The sequence below is a fragment of the Thermovenabulum gondwanense genome, from assembly GCF_001601575.1.
Lineage (GTDB): Bacteria > Bacillota > Thermosediminibacteria > Thermosediminibacterales > Thermosediminibacteraceae > Thermovenabulum > Thermovenabulum gondwanense.
The window spans coordinates 16567-34896 of record NZ_LOHZ01000027.1; the positions used below are offsets into that span (position 1 = coordinate 16567).

Below are 18330 nucleotides of genomic sequence, written 5' to 3' on the forward strand. Positions count from 1 at the left end.
CCTTTTTTAATAATTTATTACCGCTGTCCTTGTTTTATCATCCCATGTCACTTTGGCCCCTAAGTTTTCGGCCACATATCTTAAAGGAACGTAAACCCTTCCGCCTACCATCTCTGCATATTTATTGGCAACTTTGAGGGTTATAGTTTTATTTTCTTTAAAAATGCTTACTTCCTTCTTTTTAGAATCCCATTCCACCTTGGCCCCCAGGTTTTCCGAGATCAGCCTTATGGGTACCATGGCGCTTCCTTTTTTATTAAGGTAAGGTATTGCATCGGGAGAGAAAAGGTCCTTACCGTTCAGACTTATAGAAAAATCTACTACAGGGATTGTAAAGGTCTTTTGAAGAAATGCAGCGGTGACCTTAAGAGTAAGATTGCCTTTTTCCTGGGCATTTATGATTAAATGCTCCCTGTCAAAGGTGTATTTTTTGTTGAAGCTTAAAGCTAAGTCGTAATTATAAGGATAATTGATTGGTAGTTTACTCTGATAGTAAGAAATTCCTTCTAATATTATCTCGGATGAGATTCCTTTTTTTACGTAAAGAGTTTTATTTTCTATATCCTTAATAACGGGAACTACTGAATAATTGGTGAAATTGCTGTCGATATCAAAAAGCACTACTGCAGGGGCAGGATTCCCGATAGAAGGGATCCCTATGAATTTGACGGAGTTTTCCTTGAAAACGTAGAATTTTTCATCCTTAATAATAACGTGAACCTTAACATTTTTTTGAGCTAATTGAGCAAGCAATTTTTTAAAAAGGTCGGCTTCCAACCTGTCGTTGAATTTCTCCAAGGGGGTGTTTAAAAAAACAAAAACTTTTTTGTATTTTACCGCGCTGTTCAGGTCTTTTAAAAAGGAAATCCATTGATTGTAATCGGTGGCATTAATTCCGCCCTTTTCAGCCCTTAAAAAGATGAAAAAATTATCCTTTTCGGGAAAAGATTGGTAGCCCTTACCAAAACCTTTCAGGCTGGAAAGGTAGTTTTTGGGGATTATTTGGTTTAGCTCCTCTAAATTCCCTGTGTCATCAAGGGTTATAATATAATCGGCTTTAAGTTTTTTGATGATATCCAGGGTCTTTGTCAATACCTCTTTATACTCCGCCTCCGTCAATTTATTTTCCGCCAAACCACCGAGTACGGCAAAATCCGCGTCGGGAATTTTTTTATTATCGGCGTCTTTTCTCCCGGGGCTGGAAAAATCTAAACCCTTGAAATCAGGGGCTTCCTCAACGGGGATATCGAATTTATTTATATCCTCGGGGTGAATGTAAGATAGCACGCCGTTTTTATCAATTCCGTAATACTCCGAGCCTGTTTTAATAATTTTCACCGGTTCTAAAATTTTTATTTTTATCGATTTGGTGACGGTACCGTATTTTGCGGTTATCACAGTCTCCCCTTCTTTTTGCGCAAAAAAGGTGTTTTTATCAAACTTGCCCGCGCCTTTGGAAATGCTCCACTGCACCCTGTTCTGGTCTACGGCAATCGGGTTTAAATACTCGTCGTAAGCTTTTACTTCAAGGACGAGTCTTGAGTTTTTTGCAACGGTAAGGGAAGGGCTCTTTATAATAAGTCCGGCAATTTTTCCAAGGGGAGCTTTGTTTACAATGCCAATTCCGTTGATTATTGGCCTTTCCTTTTTCTCGGAAGGATTGTTTAGAACCTTTATATTATCCTCTCCCAAAGGCCTTCCCACCAGGGTAGAGGAGCCGCCGCCGTCTAAATTAAGTGCAAAATGGGCTCCCAGGTTTAACATTATATTGGCCAGTTCTTCCTGGGTTACCCCGTCGCTTTCTTCCTGCCTTCCATCCACCGTTACCATAAATAGTTTTGTTTTATCCCTGGTGAAGCCTATGGCGGTCCTGGGATGCACGCCGTTAATGTTATGGGAAAAGTTTTCGGGGATTTTGCCGTTATCCACAAGCACGGCACCGCCGCCAATGGCGGTTTTGATGTTGGATATATCCGGTGTAAATCTCAGTTGTATATTAATAGGATCGCCCTGAGAAACCTTAGGATATATCTGAACTGCCAGGTCCTGTCCCGCTGTTATAACCAATCTTCCCTCATCAATAGAGGAGGATTTTCCGAAGAAAAGGTTTTCTATAATTCCATCCTTTATAATGAGAAAAAGGGCATCACCTTTTTCAGGGGGTAACTTATAGGTTTCCTTGCCGAAAAAGGTGTTGTAAAGCATTACCTTTCCCGCAGGGTCTCCTATTTTATTTACAGAAGCTATGGGGAAGACCGTCCCGTCTTTCAGGATTAATTTACCTTCGAAGGAAAAATTTATTATCAGGGGCATTTTGTCAAAGGTCAGGGCAAAAGCGGACATATCGGTACGATTGGAAGGGGATGAAAGTATATTTCCTTCGTTTATTTGTACCCCTATGGCGGAGGAGGGATTTGTCATGGAAAAAAAGTCGCCGTTTATCCCCGCTACCGCATTATTTGATTTTACAAGGTCGCTTAAAGGTTTTCTCTCCGATAAATTCTCTTTATTGTATAAGCTTACTATGTCAATATAAGGAGAGGTTAAATCCACCGTTAAAATATGTATTTTTTTAAACCCCTGGGAAGTAAATATAGTCCTTTTTTCGTATATAACTCCCTTTGCTACGGGAGTTTGTTCTTTTTCTTCGTAAAGGGTTACCCATCCCTGGGCAAAAATACAAAAAGGCAGTAACACGTTCAAAAGGTATAAGAACGTTATTAAAACGGCAAGTTTTTTTAATTTGTTCATGTTAAAAACCTCCTTGAGTGATTTGAATAAGGAATTTATATATAAAAAGAAGTCCCAGGATTACGGGTTGATGGAGCAGGTAAATCAAAAGTGAGTTTTTACCCAGCAGGTGGAAAAAATTTTTCTTATTATGCCCTGCTGTTAACCTTTTACCCTTTGCGTAAAAAGTCTTAAAAAATGCCGTTCCCAGGAGAAATACCCCGAAATAGGGGAAGACGGGATAATAATCTAAAGAAGCAAAATCATCGGTAATAAGGCCAAGGGGAAAAAGATAATTGTTTTCCACCCTTATGCCGTCAAAAACAATTCCGATAATAATTGAAGCTATGGATAACAACAGCAAAAGGGGTACATTTCTATTTTTAAAAAAGGATGAAAGCAGGTAGGATACGCCCATAAAATGAAGTATTCCGAATTTAACGTACATATCCGGATCGATTGCATGGGTGACCAGGGTAATTAAAATTCCCAGGGAAAAAATTTTTAAACCCCGCCGTAAATAATTTTTACTGAAGTTTACGCTGATACCCGCGAGGAAAATAAACATCAAAGCGGATAACTTACCCTCGTAATACCAGAAGCCCTTACTGTAGCTAACAGGAATCCCCAGATAGTAATTCAGGTCAAAAATTATATGAAAAATTACCATAAGAATGACCGCTAAACCGCGCAAAAAATCTATTTCATCTATTCTACCCATGGCTACCACCTTTTTTTACCGGTTGTTATAAGTATAACAGGAAAAGCTACCGGTGTCTATTTTTGGCATTTTAAATTTTTATTACAATTTGCTTATAAAAATTTTTATCAAAATCATAGTAAAATAGTATGGATTATAAGAAAAACAGAATAAAAATGCAAATAAAATAGATTTATTGATATAATTTCATATAATCGTCGCTAATGTAATTTTACAACATTTCTATGTATGTATTATAATATTCGCTAAATATTAATTTATCCTTTTAATTGGTTAAAATGATAAATAAAAAATTACATACGGGGAGGGGTAATGTGAGAGATTTAAAAGAACTGCTTAAAGAAGTATTTCCAAAGGTAGTCGAACTTCGCAGGGATTTTCACGCCAATCCCGAGCTCGGTTATCAGGAAGTGAGAACCGCAGAAGTCATAGCAAGAACCTTAGAAGGACTGGGCATTACCGTTAAGAAAAATGTGGCAAAAACCGGTGTGGTGGGATTGCTGGACACCGGCAAACCCGGTCCTACGGTGGCTTTGAGGGCGGATATTGACGCCCTGCCCGTCAAGGATGCGAAAAAAGTCGAGTATGCGTCACGCGTGGAGGGAGTCTGTCACGCCTGCGGTCATGACGGGCACACCGCAATACTTCTCGGTGTTGCAATGGTGCTGTCAAAGTTAAAGGAAGAATTTTCGGGCAAAGTCAAATTTATATTTCAGCCCTGTGAAGAGCATCTTCCGGGCGGAGCAAAGTTCATGATCGAAGAAGGGGTACTGGAAGATCCAAAGGTGGACAATATTTTCGGACTTCACCTGTGGACAAATTACCCCATAGGCAAGGTAGGGGTAAAGGCGGGCGCCTTGATGGCTGCTCCGGACTCCTTTGCAATAGAAATCCTGGGGAAGGGCGGACATGGCTCTGCGCCGCACCAGGCAATTGATGCTGTAGTAATTGCCGCACAGGTGGTTCAGGCGCTTCAGACAATCGTAAGCCGCTCGGTAGATCCTTTAGACCCCGCCGTGGTGAGTGTGGGAGTAATCCAGGCGGGATACGGCTTTAATGTTATTGCGGACACGGCGAAAATTATTGGGACCGTACGCACGTTTAAAGAAAGAACCAGGGCTGTTATAAGGAAGAGGATGGAGGAAATTGTAAAAGGGATCACCTCTGCTTTTAACGCCGATTACCGAATTGAGTACACCGAAGGCTATCCGGCGCTCATAAATGATGAAAAGGTTACAAAATTTGTTAAAAAGATTGCAGAGGAAACCCTGGGTGCCGAAAATGTATGGGAAGCCGAGCCGGTGATGGGCGGAGAGGATTTTGCTTATTTCCTTCAGAAGGTTCCCGGCTGCTTCGTATTTCTGGGAGCAAGGAATGAGGAAAAGGGAATAGTATGTCCCCATCACCATCCCGAATTTGACTTTGACGAGGATGCCATGCTCCTGGGGATGGAGTTGATGGTTAAATACGTTTTGAGAAATACAGAAATACAAAATTAAATTAAAGAAGGGGGTTTTCTATGAGCAAAATGGAAAATACAAGAAAAAGAAGGTCCTTACTGGACGGTTTTCTCAACTTTGTTGAAAAGGCCGGAAATAAATTGCCGGACCCTGCCACCATCTTCTTTGGGCTTGCTATTTTAATGCTTTTGCTTTCTCACTTAGCCGAAATGGCAGGATGGCAGGCGGTAAATCCTGCTACAAAAGAAACTGTAAAAGCGGTAAGCCTTTTAAAGAGGGAAAATGTTGTAAGAATATTGACCGAAATGGTAAATAACTTTGCATCCTTCCCGCCCCTTGGCCTGGTACTCGTCGTTATGATGGGCGTAGGGGTGGCGGAGTACAGCGGACTTATAAACGCATTATTAAGAAGGCTTTTGAGCGGCGCTTCTCCTTCCATCATCGTTCCCGCCGTGATATTGATCGGCGTCCTGGGCAATGCGGCCGGTGACTCCGCATTGATTATCATGCCGCCTTTGGCAGCAATGATATTTTTGAGCATGGGAAGGCATCCCCTCGCCGGTTTGGCTGCGGCTTATGCAGCGGTAGCGGGAGGTTTCAGCGCCAACCTGTTTGTAAACATGCTGGATGTTTTGCTTGCAGGATTCACCGAAAAAGCTGCCCAGATAATCGATCCTAAATATATAGCAAATCCGGCCATGAACTATTATTTCCTAATAGCTTCAACCTTCGTCCTTACTGCGGTGGCCTCCTGGGTTACAACAAAGATAGTTGAACCCCGCTTGGGCGAGTATACGGGAAAAAGAGAAGAATTCCATCCCTTGACCGAAAGCGAAAAAAAGGGCCTTAGAGTAGCCGGAATAGTTGCATTGATTTACATCGCTATAATCGCTTACTGGACATTGCCTGCAAACGCTTTGCTGAGAGATCCCAAGACGGGATCCCTGATAGTATCGCCCTTTATGAAGAGCCTGGTGCCCATTATGACCGGATTGTTCCTGTTCCCCGCTATTGGTTACGGAGTTGCTGCGGGAACCATAAAATCCGATAAAGATTTAGCGGCTCAGATGTCAAAAGCCATGAGCACTATGGGTTCATATATCGTTATAGCGTTTTTGGCAGCCCAGTTCATTACCTTCTTCAACTGGAGCAATATAGGTACCATTTTGGCGATTAAAGGAGCGGACTTTTTAAAGAACATAGGATTTACGGGGCTTCCTCTGCTCATAGGCATTATTATATTCTCCTGCTTGATTAACATTTTGATAGCCAGCGCATCGGCCAAATGGGCGGTTTTAGGGCCGGTTTTCGTGCCAATGCTTATGCTCCTCGGGTATTCACCGGCCTTTACCCAGCTTGCATACAGAATCGGCGACTCCATTACAAACCCGATAACACCGCTTTTGGCTTACTTCCCGATGGCCCTCGCCAGCGCAAGAAAATACGACGAAAAGCTGGGCATGGGAACGCTTATCTCGATATTACTGCCTTATTCCATTTATTTTGCGATATTCTGGATTATTCTATTTGCAATATGGTATATGTTGAATTTACCCTTGGGTCCAGGAAATATGATTCACCTATAAATTAAGTCGTAATTTTATGATATAGTTTAAAAAATCTCTTACCGGCAATGGCCGGTAGGAGATTTTTTAATAATTGGGATAAAATATTTAAGGATAAAAATAGAGCAATAGAGCGGGTCACGATGCCATGATTTTATCTAATATTTGTTCGGTCGGCATGATATTTGTCCCAAGCCATGGGGGCAGGAGTCATTGTCCCGAAGAATTCACATCTTTTGAGCAGCTAAAAAAGGGTATAGACCTTTTGATAAACGCTGTGATTAATTTAGATAAGGAAATCCTAGGTTAAATTTTATTAAACTATTGTAAAATGATTTTTTTCCTGTAAACCGGATTAGACGGTTTTTTTATTTATCAATTGATTTTTTTCCGGCAGGGGGTTAAAATATAAATAGAACAGATGTTCGTAGAAGGTGAAATAAGAGATGCTGAATATTCTTCATGTGGATATGAATGCCTTTTACGCCTCCTGCCATCAGGCGAAGGATCCTTCGCTTAAAGGTAAACCGGTGATAGTAGCCGGCGACCCTAAAAAAAGGAACGGGATAGTTTTGACGGCTTCGTACGAAGCGAGGGCATATGGGGTAAAAACGGCGATGCCGAATTTTCAGGCGAAAAAACTTTGCCCTCACGCCGTTTTTTTAAAGCCGGACTATTTCCTTTATGTAGAGATGAGCGAAAGGGTAATGGATATACTGAGGAGATTTACTCCGGACGTGGAAGTTTTCAGCGTGGATGAAGCCTGGCTGGATGTTTCGGGCTGCGAGAGGCTTTTTGGAGATTCGGTGGAGATAGCCGGAAAGATTCAAAGGACAATCAAGGAGGAACTGGATCTTCCCTGTTCCATAGGGATATCCTGCAACAAGATCCTCGCAAAGATGGCATCGGATTTAAAAAAACCTGCGGGCATAACGGTGCTTCATCCCGAAGAGGTGCCCGGGGTTATATGGCCCTTGCCCGTGGAAGAGCTTTACGGTGTTGGAAGGAAAATGGCCCAAAAACTGTATTCTATGGGCATAAAGACCATAGGAGATTTAGCCGGTATTCCGGTGGAATTCCTGGAATCTTCTTTCGGAGTAATAGGAAGGCAGCTTCACCTCTGGGCTAACGGCATAGATGATAGCCCGGTTAATCCCGAATTTTCAAAGGGGGAAAAGTCCATAGGCCACTCTATAACCCTTCCAAAGGATATCAACACTTTTGAGGAAGCAAAGGCGGTATTGCTTTCCCTATCCGAACAGGTGGGGAGAAGGGTGAGGAGGAAAAAATTTGTAGGGAGGGTGGTTACCCTTACCCTCAGGGATGATTCCTTTCTTACCCGGACCAGGTCCGCCACCATTCCCTATACAAACACCACCGAGGATATTTACAGGACTGCAAAAAAACTTCTGGAAAACAACTGGGATGGGAAAACACCTTTAAGACTTCTGGGCGTCAGCCTCTCGGGGCTTACACGGGATTTTGAGCAGATTTCCATTTTCTCCGGGGAGGAAAAAATAAAAAGGTTGAACAAGATTGTGGATGAGATAAAGGATAAATACGGGGAGGGGGCCATCTGCAGGGCCGGGCAAAAAGCCGAGGTGATTGGGATTAAAATAGGCTTCAGGTAATAGGACCTGGAGCCTTTATTTTGAGCCTTTTGAATCATGTTTGAAGACATTTTCGGATTTATCATATACTTAAGAAAAACTAAGGAGGAGGACGGGGATATGTTAAAAAGGATGATGGATGGCGTAAAAAAACTCTGGGCGGAAGAAGAAGGACAGGGAATGGCGGAATATGGCCTCATACTGGCTCTGGTGGCTATTGCAGTTATCGTAGCATTGAGAGCACTAGGGGGAAGTATAAGCGGTAAATTCGATAGAGTAAAAACTGAGTTAGAAACATCAAATTAATTTAAAAAAATTTTTAAGCAAGAATAAGCAAAGAAATATTAAATCACGAAAAACAGATATATTATAAAATGAATAGAAGAACATATATTAAAAAAATACAAGAGCGGGATTTACCCATAATAGCATTTTATCATGAGAAAATTCAAAAATAAAATCAATTGGCCCTACTCGAAAGGTAGGGCCAAATTTGCAAATGCCGGGAGTGATGAAATTGGAAATATTCAGGGTGGTCCTTCTATTAACCCTTTTATTTGTATGTTTTTTGACTGACATTACCAGGAATAAAATATACAATTTTGTAGTTTTTCCGGCTATGGTACTGGGGATTTTGATAAACGGCTTTTTTGATGGGTTTTCGGGAATTATTCAAAGCTTGGAGGGTATGCTCCTTGGGATGGCGTTTCTTATTATCCCCTATGCATTAAGAGGTATAGGAGCGGGAGATGTAAAGTTTTTAGGAGCGATAGGGGCTATTATGGGGCCGGGTTTTACGTTTAACGCCTTCCTTTTTTCGGCTATAGCCGGGGGTGTAATTTCCCTTGCCATAATGCTTTCCGATAAAAATTTACGTTATAAGCTGAAAGCTGTTTTTCTTACCTTTTTATCCATGCTCGGCATAATACCGAAAGGGCTATACCTGATGGAAAACCTGGATTCTCCGGTGAAAAAGGGGCGGTTTCCCTACGGAGTGGCGATAACCTTTGGTACTCTTTTGGCCTTTCTACTTCCGCTGTAAGAGGGTGCATAAATATGCTTTGGATAAAGGGCTTACTAAAAAATGAAAAAGCACAATCTATGGTGGAATTTGCCCTGATCCTGCCGATTATTATCCTCTTACTCTTTGGAATATTGGAATTTGGCAGGATTTATTATTCTCAGATAGTCCTCGTCAGGACTGCCCGGGAGGCGGTCAGGATGTGCGCACTGGGGAAATCAGATCAGGAGGTAATAGATAAGATATTTGAAATCACTCCCCTTCCCGATACGATGGAAAATTTGAGGGTGGAAGAGATTTTACCTCCGGAAGGGGAGAGGAAAACCGGAGATGCGGTGACGGTGAAAATTTCTTATAAATTGCCCTTGATTACCCCCTTTTTTTTCAGTTCCCCGGCTAACCTTTTGACCCTGAAAGCCCAGGCAACCATGAGAATGGAATGAATGGAGAGGTGCATGAGATGATTATAAAGGTAATTAAAGAAAAAATTGAAGGCTTTATAAAGGGTCAATGCGGACAGGCGATGGTGCTTTTTGCCCTTTCCCTGCCGGTAATTCTGGGAATGACGGGGCTATTTATGGATACAGGGCTTATGGTGCTGGAAAAGGAAAGGCTTCAAAGGGCGTGCGATGCCGCGGCTATTGCGGGCGCCTATGAACTTCCCGATGAGGAAAATGCCCGGGAAAGGGCAGCGGAATATTTTCAAATTAACGGTTACTCCGCTGAAAACCTGACGGTTTTTGTAGTACCCGAACAAAACAAAATAACCGTCGAAGGCAAAAAAAAGGTTAACCTTACCTTTATGAAGGTAATGGGTTTTAATGATGTGGAAGTAAAGGCAAAGGCTTCTGCAGTTTACGGTGCGGTAAACGGAATAACGGGAGTGGTACCTTTCGGGATTCCCGACCAATATCTTGAATACGGCAGGCTCTATACATTAAAAGCATCTCCAAAAGATCAATATGGGCCGGGAAATTACGGAGCGCTGGCCTTAGGCTTTAGAGGGTCTGCCAATTATGAAAACAATTTGAAATACGGTTACAGCGGTTTTTTAAGGGTAGGAGACTGGGTGGAAACCGAGCCCGGCAACATGTCCGGCCCTACCGAAAGAGGTGTGAACTACCGGCTCAATGCGTGTCCCCATAGCCCCCAATGCAGTATAGAAAATTATCATCCGGGATGCCCCAGAATAATGATAGTGCCTGTTTTTGACCCCTCCTCTCTCATGCAGGGAAGAGATGAAGTAATGATAGTGGGATTTGCTGCCTTTCTAATAAAAGGTATTTCCGGAAGCGGCAGCGAAAGCGAGGTTACCGGGTATTTCTTAAAAATTATACCTCCGGATGGATCTTATTTTACTATAATCGGTTCTCAGCAAAACTATGGCCTTCATGCAGCTAAATTGGTGGAATAGGAAATGGGGGAGTAGATGTGAGGAGCAAGATAATATTATTTCTTGCGCTTATTCTCGGATTGCTGGCAGCCTCTGGGACTTACAAATACTTGGGCGATTTGGAGCAAAAGTATAAGATTGCCGGGGAGTTTATAGAAGTGGCGGAGGCGGCAAAAAAAATTCCGCCCAAAACCGTGATTGAGGAAAACATGTTGGTAAAAAAAGAAATACCCTTAAAATATGCACCTTATAATGTATTAAAAAAACAGGATGCGGTGGGGAAAATTTCAAAATACGAAATACTGTCCGGGCAGATGATACAAAAGGAGATGTTATTTGAAAAAAATGATGCTTCTGCAGGATTGTCGTTGAGGATTGAACCCGGTAAAAGGGCAATTTCCATTCCCGTAAATAATGTAACGGCTCTGAACGGGCTTTTGTCAAACGGCGACAGGGTAGATGTACTGGTAACCTTCGATGCCCCTCCGGATAAAAAGTATGCGGTAACTTCCACGGTAATACAAAACGTGCCTGTGCTCGCTGTTGATTACAATTTAAGCCCTCAGGGTCAGGCAAAGGTTGAACCCAAAACGGTTACTTTAATGGTGACCCCCGAGGAAGCCCAGCAAATAGCCTTTGCCGTCCAGCATGGAAGCATTCATTTGTCCTTGAGGTCGCCGCAGGATTCGGGGAAAACGCAGTTAAATTCTACAAAAGCTGAAAATCTTTTTAGATGAGCGGAGGTGTTAACATGGGCATTACGGTAGTTATTGCCGATGATATACCGACTACCAGGGATGACATAAAAAGATTGCTTTATTTTGAAAAGGATATTGAAGTGATCGGCGAAGCTTCGGACGGATATGAAGCGGTGAGTTTGGCGGAAGAGTTAAGTCCGGATGTAATTCTGATGGATATTAATATGCCGAAAATGGATGGGATTGAAGCCACTGAAAGAATTACCACTTTAAATCCCCATACGGCGATAGTTATTATTTCCATTCAGGGAGAGAATGAATACCTTAAAAAGGCAATGGCCGCGGGAGCCAGGGAGTACCTTATAAAGCCCTTTTCCTCCAAGGAACTTTCGGATACTATTAGAAGGGTTTACGAAAACCAGCAAAAAAGAAACTCGGCTCTCGGGGTACAAAAAACGGAAAAAAAGGAGGGGAGCCCGCAGAAAAAAGGCAAGGTGATTTCTGTATTTTCCACAAAAGGCGGGGTGGGGAAAACCGTCATTGCGGTGAACTTAGCTTCGCAGCTGATAAAGGACGCAAAAAAGAAGGTAGTCCTCGTGGATCTGGACATCAGCGCTGGGGATGCGGCCCTTTTGCTCAATGTGGCGCCTACCACCAGCATTATAGATTTAATAAAGGAGCAGGAAGAGGTAAACTACGAATTTCTCGAGGTGTTTTTACTTCCTCATGTCTCCGGGTTAAAAATACTGGCTGCTCCTGAAAATCCGGAGTTTTCCGAATACCTGACCTCAAATTTAGTGGAGGAGATAATCAAAATATTAAAAGAAAATTTTGATTATGTTATAGTGGATGTTCCCAGTTATTACAGCGATGCAGGTATTAGCGCTCTGGAGGCTTCGGAGCATATATTATTGCTTTTAAATCAGGATATTTCCTCCTTAAAAAGGACCAAAATCGACATGGAAATTCTAAAAAAGTTGAATTTAGATCAAAAGGTGAAAATTATCCTAAATAAAAAGGACAATTTGGGCTTTGCACCTGCGGATATAGAAAAGGCCTTGGGAATAAAAATTTTTGCTTCCATAGTTCGTGATGATAAAACGGTGATAAGTTCGGTTAATAAGGGTACCCCTTTTGTGCTGGGGTTACCAAAGGCAAAAATATCTTTGTCTGTTGCAGAACTTTGTCAAAAGCTAAACCTGGGGTGATAAAGAATGTCCCTGTTGGAAAAACTTGAAGGTGCTAAGATACAAAAGAATATAAAGGAAGAAGACGTAAAAAGGTTGAATGAGCTTAAATCAAGGCTCCACAGAAAACTGGTAGAGGAATTAAAAAACCTTAACGTAGGGGATGAAGGCAGGGAATTGCTAAAAGCGAAAATTGAAGAATACACCGAAGACTTTTTAGCAAAAGAAGGGGAATACGTAACAAAAGGTGAGAGGCAAAAAATTGCCCAGGAAATGATAAATGAGATAATAGGCTTTGGCCCCATAACCCCGCTTATAGAGGATCCGGAAGTTAGCGAAATTATGGTGAACGGGCCAAAAAAGGTATATGTGGAAAAAAAGGGAAAAATTGAATTAACGGATGTAGCTTTCCGGGACGAAGAACACGTTATGAACATAATAGAGAGAATAGTAGCGCCCATCGGCCGGCGAATTGATGAAAGCATGCCCATGGTGGACGCAAGATTACCCGACGGTTCCCGCGTTAATGCCATCATACCTCCCCTATCGCTGGTAGGACCTGTAATTACGATAAGGAAATTTTCTCAAAAACCCTATACCATTCAGGATTTAATTAAATTCGGGACTTTGACACAAAATATGGCGGTATTTTTAGAAGCCTGCGTAAAAGCCAGGCTGAATATCCTGGTAAGCGGCGGAACGGGGAGCGGTAAAACTACCACCTTAAACGTCCTTTCTTCTTTTATTCCTGAAAATGAAAGGATTATCACGATAGAAGACGCTGCTGAACTGCAACTGCAGCAGCCTCATGTGATCACATTAGAGAGCCGTCCGCCCAACATCGAAGGGAAGGGTGCCATCACTATCAGGGACCTGGTAAGAAATGCTCTGAGAATGAGGCCGGACAGAATTGTGGTAGGAGAGGTGAGGGGTGGGGAAGCCCTGGATATGTTACAGGCAATGAATACCGGGCACGACGGGTCTTTGACCACCGGTCACGCGAATTCTCCAAGAGATATGCTTTCCCGATTGGAAACAATGGTGTTGATGGCCGGCGTTGACCTTCCCGTAAGGGCTATAAGAGAGCAGATTGCCTCGGCGGTTGACCTTATAATTCATCAGAGCAGGTTAAAGGATGGCACGAGAAAGATAGTAAGCATTACCGAGGTTCAGGGGCTGGAAGGGGATGTAATTGTGCTTCAGGATATCTTTACTTTTGTACAAACCGGGGTTGATCAAAATGGCAGGGTTCAGGGGTATTTTAAATCCAGCGGAGTACTCCCCCGATTCATGGATAGGTTCGAGGCATACGGCATAAAACTTCCCCTGACAATATTTAATCCGGATTACAGCGAGGAGGTAAAAAATGATACTTCAAATCCTTCCACTGCTAAACTTTCTCGTCGTTTTTTTGATGGTGTTTTACGTTTATGAAAAGATGAGGGAAAAAGAAGAAAGTTTTTTAAACAGGATAAGAGCGGGGAATAAGGAACCGAATATTAAAAGGAAAACCGATTTTAAAGGCGTGCTGAAAAACATGATAAAGTGGGGGGGCAGTTTTTCCTTTGCAAAATCCCTGGGTAAGTTTGTGGACAGCAAATTGGAAGAGGCGGATGTATTATTAAAAGGTGAGGAGTTCATCAGCATTGTTTTCTTTTCCTTCCATTTTTCTTTTATATTTGTTTTTGCGATTACTGTCAATACGATGATTTCCATTCTCATTTCTATTCTTGTATCTTTTTTGCCTTTCCTTTTGCTGGAATCCGCAAGACAAAAAAGACTGCAAAAAATAAATTCTTCCATTATCGATGCCCTTACCATAATGTCCGGGGCGCTAAAATCGGGGTTCAGCTTTTTACAAAGCATGGATTTTGTTCAAAAGGAGTTAAAGGGGCCTTTATCAAGGGAATTTTTCAGGGCTTTAAAAGAGATAAATTTTGGTGCTTCTACCGAAGATGCGCTGAAAAATCTTTCAAAAAGGGTAAAAAGCGAGGATTTAGACCTGGTCGTAACTGCGGTTTTAATCCAAAGGCAGGTGGGAGGAAACTTGGCTGAAGTGCTGGATAATATTTCAACGGTTATTCGGGACAGGATCAGAATTAAAAGAGAGGTGAAAACTCTGACGGCCCAGGGAAGGATTTCCGGGCTTATAATTGGACTTTTGCCCGTATTTCTTACAATTTTTATATTGGCGGTAAATCCCGAATATTTAAAAGAGCTTTTTATAAATCCCTTAGGGAGAATCCTTGTTGTAATTGCATTACTGGGGGAAATAACAGGTTTTATGATTATAAGGAAGATAGTGGATATTAAATACTGAGGTGGGGTTACTATGTTATTTTTTATTTCTGTGACCGTGTTTTTATTCATTCAATTATTAGCGATTGAGTTTGCCAGAAAATTTTTCGAACCGCAGGTTTACATACAAAAAAGGTTATATCAAATGGCTGCCGAAAAAGGGGAAGTAAATTTAAGGCAGGCGGAACTTTCCCTGCCCCTTTTTAAAAGAATAATCGAACCGATGGCGGCAAAGATTTCCGGCATTTTTAACAAACAGGGGTTACAAAAAATCATTTTTTCCGCACTGGCATCATTGATTTTTTATATATTTTTTAAAACCTTGGGGGCGGTAGATTATAAGGTTTTATTTTTTACGGCATCCGGAGGAATGATAGGGTATTTTGTGCCGGATATGATACTTGATATGAAAAAGAGAAAGGTAAAAGAGGAAATAGAAAAAAGCCTTCCGGAAGTTCTGGATCTTCTGACGGTTTGTGTCGAAGCAGGGCTTGGATTTGACGGTGCTCTGGCCAAGGTGGTGGAAAAAACAAAGGGGGTGCTTTCAAAGGAATTTTCGGGGGTGTTAAATGAAGTAAGAATGGGAAGGCCTCGAAAGGAGGCTTTAAGAAATATGGCGGACAGGCTTTCTGTAGATGAATTATCAAATTTTGTTGGTTCCCTGATTATGGCCGAACAGCTTGGAATAAGCATCGGAAATGTGCTCAGGCTTCAATCAAGGGAAATTAGGGCAAAAAGAAGGCAGAAAGTAGAAGAAATGGCGATGAAGGCTCCGGTTAAAATGCTTATTCCGATCATACTTTTTATCTTCCCGGCAATATTTATCGTCCTCCTTGCTCCAGCAGTATTCCATATAATGAAGGTTTTTATAAACTAAGGGGAGATTGTTATGCGAGTCTTAAATTGTAAAAACAATCAGGTTCTGGTAACAAATCTGAGAATAGCAAATACCTTTTTTAAAAGATTGAAAGGATTAATGGGGGAAAAAAGCCTTACAGAGGGAGAGGGGTTGCTTATTATTCCGTGCAATTTTATTCATACATTTTTTATGCGATTTCCCATCGGTGCGGTTTTTTTAGATAATAAAGATTATGTGGTAAAAACGATGGAGATTAAACCCTTTCGTATTTCTTCGGTGGTCTATAAAGCAATAAAAGTTTTAGAGTTACCCGGGGGAGTGATCAGGAAAGGTTTGGTGCAAGAAGGGGACAGGCTTATTTTTATTGAAGATTAAAAGGGGTGGAAGGAATGTGGAAAAATATACTTTTTTATATGTTTGTGAATATTATTAATATCATAATATTCGGTGCATATCTTTTGTACGGGGCATTTTTTCTTAAATTATCAATAATTTACCTCGTTTATTACGGCGCGGCTCTTTTTCTAATTATTATAGCATTTGACCTTTTTTTGTATTATATTTATATTAAAAGAACGATTATAGCTCCACTAAATAAGGTTTTAGAAACTGCCAATGAATTATCGGGAGGAGATTTATCAAAAAGGTTTACAAAAATTCTTCCCGGTAGCTTTTCCCACATTTTTTATCCCTTGGATAATTTTATGGATTATTTGGAAAGATTTTTAAAATACATGGAACATACCGGAAACGAGATAGAGTATCTGTCCAAGGGGTTACTCAGCCGGTTAAATATTATAGAAAATACTGAAAATGAAGGTAAAAGGGCTGAGGCAATGAAGGAAGTAATAAGCAATGCGAAGAAGATTAACAGGATGAGTTTACAGGTGAAATCCCTTGTCCATCAGTTCAGGGCAAAAGAGAAAAAAGAAGCAGGGGGATAAAAGTTGATAGAACTGTCCTATCTTGATTCCATTATACAGAAGGTAAAGCAGGTAGTAGAAAACAGCAAAGAAGAAATTTACAATTTGAGCGAAAACGCAAGACAGGAGTACGAAAGGGCAAAAAAAGAATTAGAACAGGTTAAAGAGGAGATAAAAATTACCATCGAAGAAGTGGATAAGCTGGAAAGGGAGTATATCAAAGCGAGAATGAAATTGATGGAGGTAAGCAGAAACTTTAAATTCTTCAAGGAAGAGGATATAAAAAATGCTTACGAAGTAGCCCATTCAAAACAGATAGAGCTTATCAACAGGAGGGAAAAGGAAAAACTATTGAGAAATACCAGGGATCATTTGGAGAGGTATATAAAAAATGTGGAAAGGACAATAAAGCGTTCTGAAGAATTGATGATAAATATAAACATGGTAATGAAGATTTTAAACAATGAACTTTCCGCATTGAGCGATAAAATCGGGGAACTGCAGCAATTTCAAGCCTTAGGTCTTTCGGTAATTTCCGCTCAGGAAGAGGAAAGAAGGAGGATCGCCAGGGATATTCACGATGGCCCTGCCCAGAGCCTTGCCAATATAGTGATGAGGTCGGAGTATATTTTAAAACTTATGGAAGTAAATCCGTCAATGGTGAAAGAAGAATTATTTGCATTAATAGAGCTGGTGAGGAAAAGCCTTGCGGATGTCAGAAAAATAATATTCGATTTAAGACCCATGTCCTTGGATGACCTGGGGCTTTTACCTGCTTTAAAAAGGTATATAGAGCAGTACCAAAAGGAATACGGAATATTCGTAGAGATGATCGTAATGGGCAGGGAATACGACTTGGATTCTTCCATATCCATTGCGGTTTTCAGGATTATCCAGGAATCCTTAAACAATGTTAGAAAATACGCTAAAGCCACCCAGGTAATAATTAAATTGGAATACTTAAGTGAAAAAATAAACGGCAGTGTAAGGGACAATGGATGCGGGTTTGATGTGGAAAAAGCTCTGGCAAAAAAAGAAGGATCGGCTTTCGGCATAATGGGCATGAGGGAGAGGGTCCAACTTTTAAACGGTAAGTTCGAAATCAGGTCGGTAATCGGTAAAGGCACGGAAGTAATTTTTTCAATTCCGGTAAATAAGAAATAAAGACCGGAGGGAATGAGATGGGTGAAGAAAAAAAAGAAAAAATAAAGGTGATAATTGCAGATGACCACGCTTTGGTCAGGGAAGGGATCGCAAAAATATTGTCCTTGGAAGCGGATATCGAAATTTTAGGAGAAGCTTCTGACGGTAAGGAAGCGGTGGAACTTGCCAAAAAATTAAAACCCGATGTGGTATTAATGGACATTAATATGCCAAATGTTAACGGTATAGTTGCAACCAGGGAAATAAAAAAGGAAAATCCCGGGGTAAAAATTATAGCCCTTACCATACACGAGCAGGTGGATTACCTGCTGGAGTTAATACGATACGGAATTTCGGGGTATCTGTTGAAGGATGTGACCCCTGACGAACTTATAAAAACAATAAGGCAGGTTTTTTCTGGAAAGGGTGTAATCCCTCCTTCCATGACGCCGAAGGTATTTGATGAAATAAACAAGCTTGCGCAAAAAGACGAAAAAATCACCTTCAATCTCACCTCCAGGGAAATAGAAATCTTGCGGGAGTTAGCAAAGGGGCTTTCCAATAAGGAAATAGCAGATAAGCTTTATATAAGTGAAAAAACGGTGAAAAATCACCTTACAAATATATTTCAAAAAATGGGTGTAAACGACCGTACCCAGGCGGTATTACTGGGTATAAAGCATAATATTATAGATATATAAAAAATATTTGGGGGGCATAAA

At 41.2% G+C, this 18330-nt stretch carries 18 protein-coding genes and 1 pseudogene; 17 read left to right on the forward strand and 2 right to left on the reverse strand.

The window, feature by feature from the left end:
- Nucleotides 1–6: 6 nt before the first annotated feature.
- Both ATZ99_RS05435 and ATZ99_RS05440 read right to left on the reverse strand, forming a co-directional pair.
- Complete coding sequence (locus ATZ99_RS05435; RefSeq protein WP_068748229.1) at nt 7–2751, reverse strand: phosphodiester glycosidase family protein; 2745 nt, start codon at nt 2749–2751, stop codon at nt 7–9.
- 1 nt (nt 2752) lies between these two features.
- On the reverse strand, nt 2753–3451 hold the full coding sequence (locus ATZ99_RS05440) for a heparan-alpha-glucosaminide N-acetyltransferase (protein WP_068748230.1): 699 nt from the start codon (nt 3449–3451) through the stop codon (nt 2753–2755).
- A gap of 314 nt (nt 3452–3765) precedes the next feature.
- Here ATZ99_RS05440 and ATZ99_RS05445 point away from each other — a divergent pair, with 314 nt between their 5' ends.
- The 17 genes and pseudogenes from ATZ99_RS05445 (at nt 3766) to ATZ99_RS05520 (ending at nt 18309) form a co-directional block, all read left to right on the forward strand.
- The gene (locus ATZ99_RS05445; RefSeq protein ID WP_245641316.1) at nt 3766–4950 is read left to right on the forward strand and encodes a M20 metallopeptidase family protein; all 1185 of its coding nucleotides are present in this window, start codon (nt 3766–3768) and stop codon (nt 4948–4950) included.
- A gap of 29 nt (nt 4951–4979) precedes the next feature.
- Nucleotides 4980–6497: an AbgT family transporter gene (locus ATZ99_RS05450; RefSeq protein WP_068748333.1), complete on the forward strand. Its 1518-nt coding sequence runs from the start codon at nt 4980–4982 to the stop codon at nt 6495–6497.
- A 124-nt stretch (nt 6498–6621) separates the two neighbouring features.
- A pseudogene (locus tag ATZ99_RS11615) lies at nt 6622–6786 on the forward strand (Zn-dependent hydrolase); the annotation flags it as partial.
- A 136-nt stretch (nt 6787–6922) separates the two neighbouring features.
- Nucleotides 6923–8107, forward strand: a complete 1185-nt coding sequence (locus ATZ99_RS05455) for a DNA polymerase IV (RefSeq protein ID WP_068748232.1) — start codon at nt 6923–6925, stop codon at nt 8105–8107.
- 99 nt (nt 8108–8206) lie between these two features.
- The gene (locus ATZ99_RS05460; protein WP_222927082.1) at nt 8207–8392 is read left to right on the forward strand and encodes a Flp family type IVb pilin; all 186 of its coding nucleotides are present in this window, start codon (nt 8207–8209) and stop codon (nt 8390–8392) included.
- Nucleotides 8393–8603: 211 nt separating this feature from the next.
- Nucleotides 8604–9128 carry an A24 family peptidase gene (locus ATZ99_RS05465; RefSeq protein ID WP_068748233.1) on the forward strand — a complete coding sequence of 175 codons (525 nt, stop codon included), beginning with the start codon at nt 8604–8606 and terminating at the stop codon, nt 9126–9128.
- 14 nt (nt 9129–9142) lie between these two features.
- Nucleotides 9143–9550, forward strand: coding sequence for a TadE/TadG family type IV pilus assembly protein (locus ATZ99_RS05470; RefSeq protein ID WP_068748234.1), 408 nt, complete (start codon nt 9143–9145; stop codon nt 9548–9550).
- Nucleotides 9551–9567: 17 nt separating this feature from the next.
- Nucleotides 9568–10521, forward strand: a complete 954-nt coding sequence (locus ATZ99_RS05475; protein ID WP_068748235.1) for a pilus assembly protein TadG-related protein — start codon at nt 9568–9570, stop codon at nt 10519–10521.
- Nucleotides 10522–10538: 17 nt separating this feature from the next.
- Complete coding sequence (gene cpaB / locus ATZ99_RS05480) at nt 10539–11237, forward strand: Flp pilus assembly protein CpaB (protein ID WP_068748236.1); 699 nt, start codon at nt 10539–10541, stop codon at nt 11235–11237.
- Between the two features lie 14 nt (nt 11238–11251).
- Nucleotides 11252–12406, forward strand: coding sequence for a CpaE/TadZ family protein (locus tag ATZ99_RS05485; RefSeq protein WP_068748237.1), 1155 nt, complete (start codon nt 11252–11254; stop codon nt 12404–12406).
- A gap of 6 nt (nt 12407–12412) precedes the next feature.
- Entirely contained in the window at nt 12413–13819 is a 1407-nt protein-coding gene (locus ATZ99_RS05490; RefSeq protein ID WP_083947369.1) for a TadA family conjugal transfer-associated ATPase, read from the forward strand.
- Nucleotides 13752–14705: a type II secretion system F family protein gene (locus tag ATZ99_RS05495; RefSeq protein WP_068748238.1), complete on the forward strand. Its 954-nt coding sequence runs from the start codon at nt 13752–13754 to the stop codon at nt 14703–14705. The genes ATZ99_RS05490 and ATZ99_RS05495 overlap by 68 nt, the downstream gene beginning before the upstream one ends.
- Before the next feature lie 12 nt (nt 14706–14717).
- Nucleotides 14718–15560, forward strand: coding sequence for a type II secretion system F family protein (locus ATZ99_RS05500; RefSeq protein ID WP_068748239.1), 843 nt, complete (start codon nt 14718–14720; stop codon nt 15558–15560).
- A 12-nt stretch (nt 15561–15572) separates the two neighbouring features.
- Nucleotides 15573–15917 carry a DUF192 domain-containing protein gene (locus tag ATZ99_RS05505; RefSeq protein ID WP_068748240.1) on the forward strand — a complete coding sequence of 115 codons (345 nt, stop codon included), beginning with the start codon at nt 15573–15575 and terminating at the stop codon, nt 15915–15917.
- Nucleotides 15918–15931: 14 nt separating this feature from the next.
- A complete protein-coding gene (locus ATZ99_RS05510) occupies nt 15932–16486 on the forward strand; it encodes a methyl-accepting chemotaxis protein (RefSeq protein ID WP_068748241.1) in 555 nt (184 codons plus the stop codon).
- A 3-nt stretch (nt 16487–16489) separates the two neighbouring features.
- The gene (locus ATZ99_RS05515; protein ID WP_068748242.1) at nt 16490–17629 is read left to right on the forward strand and encodes a sensor histidine kinase; all 1140 of its coding nucleotides are present in this window, start codon (nt 16490–16492) and stop codon (nt 17627–17629) included.
- Between the two features lie 17 nt (nt 17630–17646).
- Nucleotides 17647–18309 (forward strand): response regulator, encoded by a 663-nt coding sequence (locus ATZ99_RS05520; RefSeq protein WP_068748243.1) that lies wholly within the window; start codon nt 17647–17649, stop codon nt 18307–18309.
- Nucleotides 18310–18330 lie beyond the last annotated feature (21 nt).

Bases quoted from the DNA above. Each gene is read 5' to 3' on its own strand.
- ATZ99_RS05440 (WP_068748230.1), bottom strand. From the start codon at position 3,451: ATGGGTAGAATAGATGAAATAGATTTTTTGCGCGGTTTAGCGGTCATT.
- ATZ99_RS05450 (WP_068748333.1), top strand. From the start codon at position 4,980: ATGGAAAATACAAGAAAAAGAAGGTCCTTACTGGACGGTTTTCTCAAC.
- ATZ99_RS05460 (WP_222927082.1), top strand. From the start codon at position 8,207: ATGTTAAAAAGGATGATGGATGGCGTAAAAAAACTCTGGGCGGAAGAA.
- ATZ99_RS05490 (WP_083947369.1), top strand. From the start codon at position 12,413: ATGTCCCTGTTGGAAAAACTTGAAGGTGCTAAGATACAAAAGAATATA.
- ATZ99_RS05510 (WP_068748241.1), top strand. From the start codon at position 15,932: ATGTGGAAAAATATACTTTTTTATATGTTTGTGAATATTATTAATATC.
- ATZ99_RS05485 (WP_068748237.1), top strand. From the start codon at position 11,252: ATGGGCATTACGGTAGTTATTGCCGATGATATACCGACTACCAGGGAT.
- ATZ99_RS05435 (WP_068748229.1), bottom strand. From the start codon at position 2,751: ATGAACAAATTAAAAAAACTTGCCGTTTTAATAACGTTCTTATACCTT.
- ATZ99_RS05455 (WP_068748232.1), top strand. From the start codon at position 6,923: ATGCTGAATATTCTTCATGTGGATATGAATGCCTTTTACGCCTCCTGC.
- ATZ99_RS05495 (WP_068748238.1), top strand. From the start codon at position 13,752: ATGATACTTCAAATCCTTCCACTGCTAAACTTTCTCGTCGTTTTTTTG.
- ATZ99_RS05475 (WP_068748235.1), top strand. From the start codon at position 9,568: ATGATTATAAAGGTAATTAAAGAAAAAATTGAAGGCTTTATAAAGGGT.
- ATZ99_RS05500 (WP_068748239.1), top strand. From the start codon at position 14,718: ATGTTATTTTTTATTTCTGTGACCGTGTTTTTATTCATTCAATTATTA.
- ATZ99_RS05520 (WP_068748243.1), top strand. From the start codon at position 17,647: ATGGGTGAAGAAAAAAAAGAAAAAATAAAGGTGATAATTGCAGATGAC.
- ATZ99_RS05470 (WP_068748234.1), top strand. From the start codon at position 9,143: ATGCTTTGGATAAAGGGCTTACTAAAAAATGAAAAAGCACAATCTATG.
- ATZ99_RS05505 (WP_068748240.1), top strand. From the start codon at position 15,573: ATGCGAGTCTTAAATTGTAAAAACAATCAGGTTCTGGTAACAAATCTG.